General features: G+C 61.7%; 9 protein-coding genes and 1 pseudogene. 4 read left to right on the forward strand and 6 right to left on the reverse strand.

Annotated elements, in window-relative coordinates; all coding sequences use genetic code 11:
• Positions 1 to 115: 115 nt before the first annotated feature.
• The 6 genes from GIW04_RS08795 to GIW04_RS08820 form a co-directional block, all read right to left on the reverse strand.
• Positions 116 to 1,441: a lytic murein transglycosylase gene (locus tag GIW04_RS08795; RefSeq protein WP_003194458.1), complete on the reverse strand. Its 1,326-nt coding sequence runs from the start codon at positions 1,439 to 1,441 to the stop codon at positions 116 to 118.
• A 61-nt stretch (positions 1,442 to 1,502) separates the two neighbouring features.
• Positions 1,503 to 1,667: an alternative ribosome rescue factor ArfA gene (gene arfA, locus GIW04_RS08800; protein ID WP_003176285.1), complete on the reverse strand. Its 165-nt coding sequence runs from the start codon at positions 1,665 to 1,667 to the stop codon at positions 1,503 to 1,505.
• 811 nt (positions 1,668 to 2,478) lie between these two features.
• Positions 2,479 to 2,787 (reverse strand): DUF6124 family protein, encoded by a 309-nt coding sequence (locus GIW04_RS08805; RefSeq protein ID WP_003192377.1) that lies wholly within the window; start codon positions 2,785 to 2,787, stop codon positions 2,479 to 2,481.
• A gap of 336 nt (positions 2,788 to 3,123) precedes the next feature.
• Positions 3,124 to 4,641 carry an ArnT family glycosyltransferase gene (locus GIW04_RS08810; protein WP_120248880.1) on the reverse strand — a complete coding sequence of 506 codons (1,518 nt, stop codon included), beginning with the start codon at positions 4,639 to 4,641 and terminating at the stop codon, positions 3,124 to 3,126.
• A gap of 28 nt (positions 4,642 to 4,669) precedes the next feature.
• Entirely contained in the window at positions 4,670 to 6,325 is a 1,656-nt protein-coding gene (arnT, locus tag GIW04_RS08815) for a lipid IV(A) 4-amino-4-deoxy-L-arabinosyltransferase (RefSeq protein WP_120248879.1), read from the reverse strand.
• A gap of 181 nt (positions 6,326 to 6,506) precedes the next feature.
• Positions 6,507 to 7,187 carry a histidine phosphatase family protein gene (locus GIW04_RS08820; protein WP_003192371.1) on the reverse strand — a complete coding sequence of 227 codons (681 nt, stop codon included), beginning with the start codon at positions 7,185 to 7,187 and terminating at the stop codon, positions 6,507 to 6,509.
• Positions 7,188 to 7,462: 275 nt separating this feature from the next.
• Between GIW04_RS08820 and GIW04_RS08825 the strand changes: the two genes are divergently transcribed.
• The 4 genes and pseudogenes from GIW04_RS08825 to GIW04_RS08840 all read left to right on the forward strand — a co-directional run bounded on the left by GIW04_RS08825 (position 7,463) and on the right by GIW04_RS08840 (position 12,782).
• The gene (locus tag GIW04_RS08825) at positions 7,463 to 8,131 is read left to right on the forward strand and encodes an ABC transporter ATP-binding protein (protein ID WP_032896402.1); all 669 of its coding nucleotides are present in this window, start codon (positions 7,463 to 7,465) and stop codon (positions 8,129 to 8,131) included.
• A 1-nt stretch (position 8,132) separates the two neighbouring features.
• Positions 8,133 to 10,595: an ABC transporter permease gene (locus tag GIW04_RS08830; RefSeq protein ID WP_120248878.1), complete on the forward strand. Its 2,463-nt coding sequence runs from the start codon at positions 8,133 to 8,135 to the stop codon at positions 10,593 to 10,595.
• A complete protein-coding gene (locus tag GIW04_RS08835; protein WP_003192365.1) occupies positions 10,585 to 11,649 on the forward strand; it encodes a lipocalin-like domain-containing protein in 1,065 nt (354 codons plus the stop codon). The genes GIW04_RS08830 and GIW04_RS08835 overlap by 11 nt, the downstream gene beginning before the upstream one ends.
• A gap of 140 nt (positions 11,650 to 11,789) precedes the next feature.
• Positions 11,790 to 12,782 (forward strand): annotated as a pseudogene (locus tag GIW04_RS08840) (hypothetical protein).
• Positions 12,783 to 12,814 lie beyond the last annotated feature (32 nt).

Raw genomic sequence — 12,814 nt, forward strand, 5'->3', positions numbered from 1 at the left:
TCGTTCCCACGCTCTGCGTGGGAATGCCTCCAGTGACGCTCTGCGTCACCCTCTTCAGCCGCCGACGCGGAGCGTCCAAGGCAGCGCTCCCACGCAGAGCGTGGGAGCGATCACTTCAGCGGTTCTGCAGCGATTCCAGCAACTTCACCGTCGGATACCCATCCGCCGGCCAGCCCAGCGCCTGCTGCGCAGCCCGAATCGCCTTGCGCGTGTTGGCGCCAATAATCCCGTCGGCATTACCCGCGTCATACCCTTTGGCGCTGAGCGCCGTTTGCAGGTCAATACGTTGCGAACGGCTCAGCGGCAGCTCATCCTTTGGCCAACTGCCGCGAATCACACCGCCGCCGCCAAATCGCTCCGACAGCAAACCAACCGCCAGTGCATAGGACGACGAATTGTTGTACTTGAGGATCGCGCGGAAGTTATCCAGCACCAGGAACGCCGGGCCGCGGTAGCCAGCCGGCAGCAGCAGGGCGGCGGACAGTTGGTCGACATTCGCCGGCAGGCTCACGCCAGGCGGCAGTTGGATGCCCAGTTGCAGCCATTGCGCCACGGTCTTGCGCACGCCGCCATCGGCCAGGCTGTAGTCGAAGCCCGACGGCAGCGGCTGCACTTCAACGCCCCACGGCTGGCCTTTCTGCCAGCCGGAGCTTTGCAGGTAATGCGCGGTGGAGGCGAGGGCGTCGGACGGGCTGTTCCAGATATCGCGGCGACCGTCACCGTCGAAGTCCACGGCGTGGGTGTTGTAGGTGGTCGGGATGAACTGGGTCTGGCCCATCGCCCCGGCCCACGAACCTTTCATCTGGTCAGCCTGGATATCGCCATGCTGGATGATCTGTAGCGCCGCCAGCAGCTGCGCTTGCGCAAAGGCAGGGCGACGGCCTTCATAGGCCAGGGTGGCCAGGGAGCGGATCACCGAGTTATTGCCCTGAAAAGCGCCGAAGTTGCTCTCCATACCCCACACCGAGACCAGCGCCTGGCGGTCGACACCATAGCGCTGCTCGATGCTTTGCAGAATATCGGCGTACTTGACCAGCAGTGCCTGGCCATTGCGCACGCGCACCGGCGACAGTGCTCCGTCGAGGTATTCCCACACCGGGCGGGAAAACTCCGGCTGGCTGCGGTCGGCGCGAATCACCGCCATATCAGGGGTGACGCCGGCAAAAGCGTTATCGAACACGGCCGCAGTGATCCCGGCCTGCAGCGCTTGAGCGCGGAAGCCAGCCTGCCATTCGGCAAAGGTCTGGGTCGGTTGGATATCGAGATTGTCCACTGCCAACGGGGCCACCACGGCAGGCGCGATAGCCGGGGCCGTCTGGAGCTTGGGCAGGGGTTGAGCGTCCGCAGCGGTAGGTTTTTCCGCGCAGGCGACAAGCAGAATGAGGCTGGAGGCAGCGATCAATTGGCGCAGGTGCCAATGACGAGAAAGACGAGAGGGCATGCACAGGTCCAGGGGTTACAAATCAGGTACAGACCTTATCATGCCAGAGGGGCGCTTGCCTTCAGGCAGCCAGAAAGTAAGAAGCCTCCCAGCTATTAGACTGGAAGGCTTCGCGGCGGTAGCTGCCTTTGCCCTTGCCGGCGCGTTCCTGGCGGCTGCGGAACAAGGGCTGGGCGATGATGGATTTGGCCTTGTTGGGGCCATGCTTGGATGGCTTTTTGCTCATGGTGGGGTCTCTCGCTTGGGGTGGAATGCAGCGGTGCAAATCATCTGCCGAAGTGGGCCGGCTGTAAAGCCTGTCGATAGGTGGGAAATGTCGCAAATAAGCGGTGGGCAGAGTCAATGTGGGAGCTTGCTCCCGCGACGGCCTGACAGTCGGCGCCTATCTCCCTGGCGGCCCAGGACCCCAATGTGGGAGCTGGCTTGCCTGCGATGGCGGCCTCACAGTCAACACAGTTGGATGGTGTACATATCCATTGCTGCGGTAACGGCTACTTAGGGGTCCGCTCTGACAGCGGGTCACTTTTGGAAAAGAGCCCGGAATGCCGGCCCAGCCAAAAGTAACCAAAAGGGCTCTTGCCCCACCACTCGGCACCTCGCTTGGGCTCGGTGTGCCCGTAATCCGCCAGTGATTTGGGGGGCCGCCGCCACGCGCCATCCATGGCGCGGGGCGGCTAAACCGGCATCCCTGCCGGTTTACCCCCAAATCCCTGTCGAATTCCGGCCAGCGTGGTTTGACGGGGCGCCTAAGATCAAAAGCAGATCAAGATCAAGATCAAGATCAAGAGCGGCTCGCTTCGCATCGTGGTTACCGTCCGCTGTTACAGTCCACAAAGTTGTGTAGATACCTATGCTGCGATGGCATCGACTCGGTTCGCCTGAACTACCAAGGTATTTGCATCAATACCACTGTAGGAGCGAGCTTGCTCGCGAAAACCCCCAACGATAACGCGTGCCTCCTGAATAAACGCCGCGCCTGTGAGTTTTTCGCGAGCAAGCTCGCTCCTACAAAATGGGGCCAAGCCCGCTTTTACATTTTAAGTTGTTGGCTTCAAAGGCTTCACGCACTCAATAGAGCGATCTACCGTGGTCTTGGCAATCTCCAACAAATGCCACACCGCCAGAATCTTCGCCCGCCCTGGGTTATCCAGCAGCTCGCCGCAATCGAGCGCCGTTGCCGAAGCGCTGTCGAGCAGGCTGGCGGTGTAGAGCAAAGCATCTTCAAAACTCAGGTCGTCGTTGACGTTGTGGAAACCCTGGCTGGGCAGGTAATGGTCGATGGCGCGGTTGAACGCGGCACGGTCTTTTGCAGGATCGAGGGGTGAATCGGGTAGGACTTTATTCATGGTGTAGCTCCGCGTTGGATTAGGAGACGACACCCGTCGCGACTAAACGAGGGTGGCGGCTGTACGCAGGTTAGTCGACCGGCCCAACACGAAACATCCGGCGCACCCGAAGGTGCCCTACGCACAGCCACCATAAAACTCATGGAGACCATGCCGTGTTGGAAGATACGAGCGACTAAACCCGATCACTGATGAGCAGTGATGGACCGCAGACTAGCCACCGATTCCAACCGGCACAAGGCGGCGGAGATTGTCTCGGAAACGTCCTGCAATTTAAAGAGACACGGCTTGCTGGCACTTTACAAACCATGACAAAAGGCCAGCAAGCAGAGTGCCTCAGCGCGTCCCTGGAACAAACGCCACACTCCCACCCTCACGCGCCTTGAACAACCGCTCCCCGTTATCCGGTTGCGTCGTCACCACTTGATGATCCACCCCCAGAAACGCCAACGGCGTCGGCTCGTCTTTGGAATACTGCGCGACGATTATCGTGCGTTGCGGATCAAACCCTTGGCCGCTGGTTTTTTCCAGCCAGGCCATGAACGCGGCGCTGTTGCCCTGGCGCGGGAAGTCCTGGCTTTCGCTGACGTAGTAGAAGGGCTTGACGTGGTTTTGCAGGTACATGGGCAGCTTGTTGTCGACTTCCACCAGCACCAGTTGCCATTGGTTCCAGGGCGCGCTTTTTTCTGCCTGGGCTTGCAGGTCGGTGGCGAAGCGGGTGACGCCGCCGTTGCCGTTGGTCCAGGGGTAGATCACGCCCAGCACCAGCAGGAGCAGGCCTGCGCTGAGGCCGAAGCCTGTTTGCCAGCGCGGCCAGCTCGAAGGTTTTTTGTGCAGGCGTTCACTCAGCCACCAGGCGCCGAGCAGTTGGGCAAAGGGCACCAGCGGCAACACGTAGTAGCTGCGGCGGCTGCCGCTGGCGGTGAAGAATACAAACAACAGGCCCAGGCCCCACACTAGCCAGCGTATGTTGGGTGGCGCCCTGCGCCAGTTGCGCACGGCCAGCCACAGGCCGAGTAACCAGCAGGGTGCCCAGGGCAGGGTGTACGCCGGCAGGTAGATCAGGTAGGTGTAGATCGGTCCCATATGGTCGAAGGGGTCGAAGAAGCGCACCACGTTTTCCCGGAACACCAGTTCCAGGCCGCTCTCGCCGTAAGTGGGGGCGCCGTAGCGGTGGGACAGCACAAAGGGAATTGCGTACACGATGCCTGCGATGAGCAGGGCCAGCACCAGGCGCAGGTTGAGGTGGCGTTTGTAGCGGTGTTCGCTGAGCAGGTGTGGCAACAGCACCAGGCCCGGCAGCACCACACCGATCAAGCCCTTGAACAGTGAGGTGGCGGCCAGCAACAGGAAAAACACCGTGTAGCGCCCCAGCCGTGTGTCATCCGGCCCGCGCCAATACCACCACACCGCTGCCAGCACGCCGCACACAGTCAGTACATCGGCGGTGGCCACGCGGGCCCAGAACAGGAAATAGAAGGTGGTGGCGAGCATCCACCCGGCGATCAGCCCGGTGCCTTTGCGAAACAGGCGTTCACCGATCAGGTACACCAGCCAGATGCTCAACCACGCGGCAAGCACCGATGACAGGCGCAGCGACCAGGGGCCGAGGCCGCCCAGCAGGTGGGCAAACCCGGTGATCAGCCAATAGGAGGGCAGGGGTTTGTCGTAATACGGCGTGCCTTTGAGATACGGGTCGAAGTAATCACCGCTTTGCAGCATCTGCAAGGCGATATTCGCCCAGCGCGTTTCCGGCCCCCACAGGTCGCGGCTGCCCAGGCCCAGCAAGAGCAGCAAGGCCGAGGTGCCCAGCAGTAACACCAGGGCGCCGCGTTCGGTTTTCCAAAAACTCATGGGATGTTCCCTGTGGCAGGCGCTGCATTCAAGGGTGTTGGGGGTAAATCGTCAGCACCAGGTCGCCCTTGCGATAACGTTTTCCACCGGGAGGCAATTGCCCTTCTTCGCGGTGTTCGCTGGTGCTCTTGACCTGCATCAGCACGCCGACCGAACCCTGCTGGCGGGCCTCGGCCAACCAGTCCTGGACGCTGTCCGGCGTGACTTTGCGCTGTGCCGCGTCTTGGTAGTTCAAGCCATAGCGCAGCTCGCCCTGGGTGTTATAAAACGCCACATCGGGCCGGCGCAGGCGCCAGGTCAAGGCCGATGCCAGGCCCAGGTCATTGCTCAGCAAAGCACGGACAGGTTGCAGTTCGGCCAGATGCTCCTGCACGAATTGGTCGGGCATTTCGTTATCTTCGATCAGGGCCGGCATGCCCGCCGGTAGCAGGGCCACCAGCAAGCCAATGCCCAGGGCGGGCATCGCCCACAACGTCAACGGGCGCACCGCTTGCAGCAGGTTGGCGAGGATCCAGCCCAACAGCACGATAAACGTCAGCGACAGGTTGAACATCTCTGCGTGGCTATTGCCGTACAGCGGGCGGGTGATTTGCAGGTAAATCAGCGCCACCATGGCCGTCAGGCCAAGGACGAAATTGAGCGCGCCGTTGATGACCAGTGGGCGCGCCTTGCCTTGCTTGATCAGGTCGATCAAGCCGTGGCCCATTAACAAGGCCAGGGGCAACAGGCACGGCATGATGTAGGTCGGCAACTTGCCTTTGCTCAGGCTGAAAAAGCCCAGGGGCAACAGCAGCCACAGGGCAAGAAAGGCAATCGCCGGCTGACGCTTTTCCTGCCAGGTTTTTAGTAGGGTGCCGGGTAGCAAGGCGGCCCACGGCAGGCACGCCACCACCATGATCGGCAAAAAGAACCACACCGGCCGTGCATGCTGTGCATCGTCGGCGGCAAAGCGGCGGATGTGCTCATGCCAGAAAAAGAAATGCCAGTAATCCGGTTCGCGCAGGTGGATGGCCAGGGCCCAGGGAAGGCATACCAGCACGGCGACCAGCACCGCCAACGGCCCGTAGCGCATCAACTCGCCGACGCGCCGCTGCCAGACGAGGTAGGGTACGGCGATCAAGACCGGCAACAGCCAGGCCAGGAAACCCTTGGTCATGAACCCCATGGCGCAGGCCACGCCCAACACTGCCCAGGCACCCAGGCGTTCCCGTGGCGTGCGGCAGTCCAGGGCAAACCACAACGCCACCAGGCTCAGGTTCACCCACAGGGTGAATTGCGGGTCGAGGTTGGCATACCCGGCTTGCCCGGCCACAAGGCCAAAGCTCATGTAGAGCAGGGCGCAGGCAAAGCTCTTGCGCGGTTCGTTCCACAAGCGCCGGGCGAGCAGGTAGGCCAGCACCACGCTCAGGCCTGTGCTCAGGACCGAGGCGATGCGCACACCGAACAGGTTTTCACCGAACACTGCCTGGCCGAGGGCGATGAGCCAGTAGCCGGCGGCGGGCTTCTCGAAATAACGCACGCCCATGAAGTGCGGCGCCACCCAGTTGCCGCTCATCAGCATTTCCTGGCTGACCTGGGCGTAGCGGGTTTCGTCTGGCGTCCATAAACCGTGAAAGCCCAGGGGCAACAAGATGAACACGGCAACGCCCAGCAATAGCCAGGCCAAAGGGTTTACGCGGGGCATGCGCACATCGCTCCATAACGTTCAAGTACGGGCAATGGCGGTATTAACTTAATAGGGTGAAGCATCGTAAGGGTCACTAAGTAGTTGTAGGAAAACATAACTAACAGGCGCGACTAAACATGCCAGAACAGGGCTGTCGTTTTGCTGAACACGTCGTGGCTTAATATGTAAACAAGTGTAATTAAAGTTGTTTGAGTGCGGCGGTCCACTCTTCGCTGTTCATGGTGCCCATGGCCTTGAAGGTGCCGTTGGGCAGCACCTTGACGAACAGTGCGCTGCCGTACTCGGCGGCGGCTGCGTGGGGGAAGCCCAGGCTGGTCTGGAAGTCGCTCATGCAGGCGCTGTGGGTGATCAGCATCAGGTTGCGTCCCGGCTGTTTGTGGCCGAGGATCTCATCGCCCATGGCGTCGCCGCAGATGGCCAGCGGGCCGGGGGACAGCTCGGTCTTGCCGAACATGAACAGTGACGTCTGGGCGGTTCGCGTGGTGGGGCTGCTGAGCACGTCGGTCAGGGCCATGCCCAGTGAATCAAAGGCTTTGCCCAGTTCGACGGCGCGTTCAGTGCCGTTGATGGTCAGGCCATCAGCGGGGCCGAAGCAGGGGTTGGCCGAGCGGTCGCAACGCTCTTCATGGCGCACCAGCACCACCAGTTCACCCTCTCGCCAGCTGGCGAGCACCCCGGAGGTCAGCAGGCGATTGCCTACGCCCAGGTCCAGGGGCGAGCTGGGCCACATTAAAAAGCCCGCCAACAGCAAGGCGGTAACGCTGATGCCAAGCAAGTGCAGGCGGTATTTTCTCAGGCGTTTTAACCTTGACCTTTTGGGTTGGGGGTTGGCCAGGATCATGTCTGCCACGCGGTTCATCCTCGGCACTGTTTATTGTGTTTATAAAAAGGCTGCACGGCTGGGCAGTTACCCTTAGTGAGGCAGGAGACTGTCACAGCACTGCTGTCTTTTTGCTGAACACTTGCATGTTAAGAGTGTCACTTTGGTTAACTAAGAAAGTTGCGGGTTACCACGAGTTGGCGGGCACTTTAAAGTGCGGTGGATGGTCGGGCGGTGAAATCCATGTGAAAAATTTGCGTGGGCAGGAGCATCAGCCGTTATTCTCATTGCGGGTCCTTCAGATGAGCGTTCTTATGTTGCAGGTGCAAGGTGTTGTAAAAAACTACGCGACCCCGCAAGGCCCGCTGGCCGTCCTGGCCGGCGTCGACCTGCACCTGGGCGAGCGCAGCAGCCTGGCGCTGATGGGTGAATCGGGCAGCGGCAAAAGCACCTTGCTGCACCTGGTGGCCGGGCTGGACCGAGTGGACGGCGGCAGCATCCGCATCGGCGAGCAGCGCCTCGACCAACTCAACGAAGGGCAACTGGCCCATTGGCGCCGCACGCAAATCGGCCTGGTCTTCCAGCAGTTCAACCTGATCGGCAGCTTGCGCGTGGAAGACAACCTGGCGTTCCAGGCGCGGCTGGCCGGACGTTTCGACCCCCACTGGCAAGCGCAATTGGTGGAGCGCCTGGGGCTGGGCGACTTGCTACGGCGTTACCCGGAGCAACTCTCCGGTGGCCAGCAGCAACGGGTTGCCGTCGGGCGGGCGTTGGCCTCGCGACCGGGTTTGTTGCTGGCTGACGAACCCACCGGCAACCTCGACGAAGCCACCAGCGATGAAGTGCTGCAACTGTTGTTGGACCTGCTGCGTGACAGCCCCACCAGCCTGTTGATGGTCACCCACAGCCCGCGCCTGGCCGCACGGCTTGACCGGCAAGTGGTGCTGCACCGTGGCCGTGTCGTGCCAATGGACGCGCGCTGAAATGGCGCTGTTTTACTGGACGCTACGCGCATTGCTGAGCCACTGGCGGCGCCATCCGGTGCAATTTTTCAGCGTGCTCACCGGCTTGTGGCTGGCCACCGCGCTACTGACCGGCGTGCAGGCCCTCAACAGCCAGGCGCGGGACAGCTACGCACGCGCCAGCCAATTGATCGGTGGCGAACCCCAAGCCAGCCTGGTTGCGCCGGACGCCGCCAGTTTCCCCCAGGCACTGTTTGCCGAGCTGCGCCGCGCCGGCTGGCCGGTATCCCCGGTGGTGCAGGGGCGAGTGGTGCTCCAGGGGCGTGACCAGCAGCGTCTGCAACTGATGGGCATCGACCCGGTGTCGTTGCCCGGCAGCGGCAGCGTGGCAGGGCAACGCTTGAGCCAGGCGCAGATGCTGGCGTTTTTCGAGCCGCCAGGGCGTACCTGGGTCGCTGCGCAAACGTTAGAGGCGCTGGGGTTGCAGGCGGGCGAGCAGCCGCTGACGTCCACCGGGCAGCGCCTGCCACCGTTGCAAGTACAGGCCGATATGGCGCCCGGCCTGCTGCTGACCGATATCAGTTTTGCCCAACCCCTGCTCAACATGCCTGGGCGCCTGTCGCGCTTACTGGTGGACAACACCTTCGCCGCGCGCCACCCCACGCCACCCGCCGCGTTGCAACTCAAGCAGGGCGAGGACAACAACCTGTCACGTCTCACTGAAAGCTTTCACCTGAACTTGGATGCAGTGGGTTTTTTATCCTTTGTGGTGGGGCTGTTTATCGTGCATGCGGCCATCGGCCTGGCCCTGGAACAGCGCCGTGGCCTGCTGCGAACCTTGCGCGCCTGTGGAGTCAGCGCACGCCTGTTGATCCTGAGCCTGGGCCTCGAATTGGGCGCTTTGGCTGTGTTGAGCGGTGTGCTCGGTATCGCCAGCGGCTACCTGCTGGCCAGCCTGTTGCTGCCGGATGTCGCCGCCAGTTTGCGCGGCCTGTACGGCGCCGAAGTCGCCGGCCAATTGAACTTGAGCCCCTGGTGGTGGCTCGCTGGTTTGGGCGTGAGCCTGCTGGGCGCACTGCTCGCCGGGGCCAGCAGCCTGTGGCGCGCGGCGCGTTTGCCGTTACTGGCGCTGGCCAACGCCCAGGCCTGGCATCAAGCCCATGGGCGCTGGTTACGGCGCCAGGGCTGGGTGGCATCCGCCGCCTTGCTGATCGCATTGCTGGCACTGTGGCTGGGCGATAGCCTGGCCGCCGGTTTTGTGCTGATGGCGGCCTTGCTGTTGGGCGCGGCGTTGGCGTTACCGGTGCTGCTCAACGGTTTATTGAAAGCGGTGCTGGGGCGCGGTCGCTCGGTGCTGGGCCAGTGGTTCCTGGCCGATTGCCGCCAGCAACTGCCGGCCTTGAGCCTGGCGTTGATGGCGTTGCTGTTGGCCCTGGCGGCGAATATCGGCGCCGGTTCCATGACCTCGGGCTTTCGCCAGACCTTCACCCATTGGCTGGAGCAGCGCCTCACCGCCGAGCTGTACCTCAACCCGCAAAATCCGCAGCAGGCCGAGCAACTCAATGCATGGTTGAGCCGCCAGCCCCTGGTGCAGGCCGTATTGCCCGCCTGGCAGGTGTCGGTGCAACTGCAAGGCTGGCCCGCGGAGGTGTTCGGCGTGGTCGACAACCCCACTTTTCGTCAACACTGGCCGTTGCTGGAAGCGGCGGATGCGCCCTGGGACCGCCTGCTGCAAGACGACAGCCTGATGCTCAGCGAACAACTGGCGCGACGCCTGAAGGTGCAACTGGGCGACACGGTTTCCATCCCCACACCGCAGGGTACCTGGGCGCCGAAGATCGTCGGCATCTACGCCGACTACGGCAACCCCAAGGGCCATCTGCTGGTCAATGCCCAGCACCTGTTGGCGCATTGGCCGACGCTCTCACCGGCACGCTTCAACCTGCGCGTGGCGCCTGCCGATGTGCCGCCGCTGATTCGTGAAGTGCAGCGGGAGTTCGCCCTGGAAGACAGCCGCATCGTCGATCAACAGCAACTCAAGGGCTGGTCCAGCCAGGTCTTCGAACGCACCTTCGCCGCCACCGCGGCGTTGAACAGCCTGACCCTTGGCGTCGCTGGTGTGGCGTTGTTCATCAGTCTGCTGACCCAGAGCCAAAGCCGCCTGGGCCAACTCGCGCCGTTGTGGGCGCTGGGCGTGACGCGCCGACAATTGATGCTGCTCAACCTCGGCCAGACCTGGCTGCTGGCGGTGCTCACGTTGATCCTGGCGTTGCCGCTGGGGCTGTTGCTGGCGTGGTGCCTGGATGCGGTGATCAACGTGCAGGCCTTCGGCTGGCGCCTGCCGCTGCAAGTCTTCCCCGGCCAGCTCGCGCAATTGCTGGGGCTGGCGATGCTCGCCACCTTGCTTGCGTCGGCCTGGCCCCTCTGGCAGCTGTACCGCAGCCGCCCGGCGGATTTGTTGAGGACGTTCGCCCATGAAGACTAAGGCATTGGCGTGCATCGCCTGGTTACTGCTGAGCGGGTGCGACCAGGCGCCCGCACCCGAGGACAGTTTCGCCGGGCTGGGCAGCGATGCGGCGGACTTTGCCCAGGTGGTGCCCGGCAAAGTCTTCAGCTTTCCCGAGGACCACGGGCCCCATGACGGCTTTCGCATCGAATGGTGGTACGTCACTGCCAACCTCAAGGATGCCCAGGGCAATGTCTTCGGCGTGCAATGGACGCTGTTTCGCAATGCGTTGAAGGCCGGCCCTGTTGAACCGGGCTGGCGCGATTCAACCGTGTGGCTCGGCCACGCCGCCGTCACCTCAGCCACCCGCCACTACGCCGCCGAACGCTTGGCCCGGGGTGGCGTCGGCCAGGCTGGGGCTCAGGCAGAGCCGTTCAACGCCTGGATCGACGACTGGACCTTCGCCACCCGCCCTGGTGCTTCCAGCCCCCTGGCCGACATGCAACTCAAGGCCAGTGGCGCACAATTTGCCTACGACCTGCACCTGACCTCCAGCCGCCCGCTGGTGCTGCAAGGCGACCATGGCTACAGCCGCAAATCCGACCAGGGCCAGGCGTCGTACTACTACAGCCAGCCGTTTTTCACCGCCAGCGGCAGCGTCAGCCTCGACGGCCAGACCTACCAGGTCAGCGGCCCAGCCTGGCTCGACCGCGAGTGGAGCAGCCAACCCCTGGCTGCCAGCCAGACCGGCTGGGACTGGTTCTCCCTGCACCTGGACCGCGGCGCGCAACTGATGCTGTTTCGCGTGCGGCAGAAAGACAGCGACGGTTACCTCACCGGCACTTGGATCGACGCCCAAGGCCACACCGAGACCTTGCACAACAGCGATATCCAACTCACACCGCTGACCACCACGGCCATCGACGGGCGCAACATTCCCACACGTTGGTCGCTGAAAATTCCCGGCAAACAGCTGGATATCACCACCGAAGCCGTCAACCCCAAAGCGTGGATGGACCTGGGCATTCCATATTGGGAAGGGCCGGTGCGGTTTGAGGGTGGGGTGGGGTATTTGGAGATGACGGGGTATTAGGGGCGCTTTCTGTAGGTGTTCATCTTTTGCTGTGTAGGCAACTTCCCAAACGTACTTTTTGAGCCCCGCCTGCTTGTGTTCGGGCTGTGGGTGCTTGCTTATATTTCGATGCCATCTCTCTCGGTATCGGAATCCAGGACATGGCGTACGGCTACATCAATCAACAGGCTGCACCTTACCCGTTTTTGAAATCACGTCTATGGCGCGGAGGCTTGTTGCAAGGCCGAGATCATTTCGATGTGCTGAATCGGCACCTGAGCCATGGATTGGTGAGGCCGGGTGAGTTGGTGATTGTTCCAGAGGCGTCCAGCGTCAATTGTTCTATCGAAGAAGCCTGGTTGATGCGCCACGCTGAAGAGATTACTCATCAACTGGACCAGGTTGCGCCCCTCGATAGAGCTGGAAACAAAAACTATGACCTGGCGCAGAGCATTCTGGGGTATGGCTCGATAGGCATCGGCAGTGCGACGTCGGCTTGGAGCCGGCACCTGCAGGCGGTTGCACAGACTTTGATGGAAATCGAGCAACTGCATCGCCAATTGAAGGACGGTGGTTTGGACAAAGAGTCGTTTATACGACAGCGTCAAAGGATGTTTGGCGTTTTGGATATGTAACTGCAAGGGGCTGCACGATTTGGCTCGGGGTTGCGTGGCAATCAACCGCTGAAGGGAGCGCTCGGGATCTCGACCAAAAGCTATCTGCATCAAGGCGAGATTGCGGGGTACACGCAGCGGGTTCGAACGATTACGCAAATGTCGAAATGGTTAAAGCAAGGAACATATCTTGGGTTGGCGTTGGATGTAGGCGTGGCGGGTTTGGAAATCAAGGAGGCGTGTGTGGTGGGAAGGGAGGTGCAGTGTCGGCGGGCGAAGTATGTGGAGACGGGGAGGTTGCTGGGTGGAGTATTTGGGGCTGCTGTTTTGGGCAAGCGTGGCGCAACTATTGCTCGCAGTGCATGCCGGATTGCATTGGGTGTTTCACTGAAAGGCAACGGTGAACTGGCTTGCGGAATTATCGGAGGGGCTATGGGTGGGGAGAAGGGAGGCGCTTTTTTTGGTGAGTTTGGTGGGTTTTTGGGGGGAAGAATATTGGAAGTCGACGGCGATCTGATATTCCAACCCGAGGGAACATAACGATGTCCCTTTTTTTGTATATAGCATTGTGA

It is taken from the genome of Pseudomonas sp. PA-4-8C, from assembly GCF_021606625.1.
Taxonomy (GTDB): Bacteria; Pseudomonadota; Gammaproteobacteria; order Pseudomonadales; family Pseudomonadaceae; genus Aquipseudomonas; species Aquipseudomonas lactis.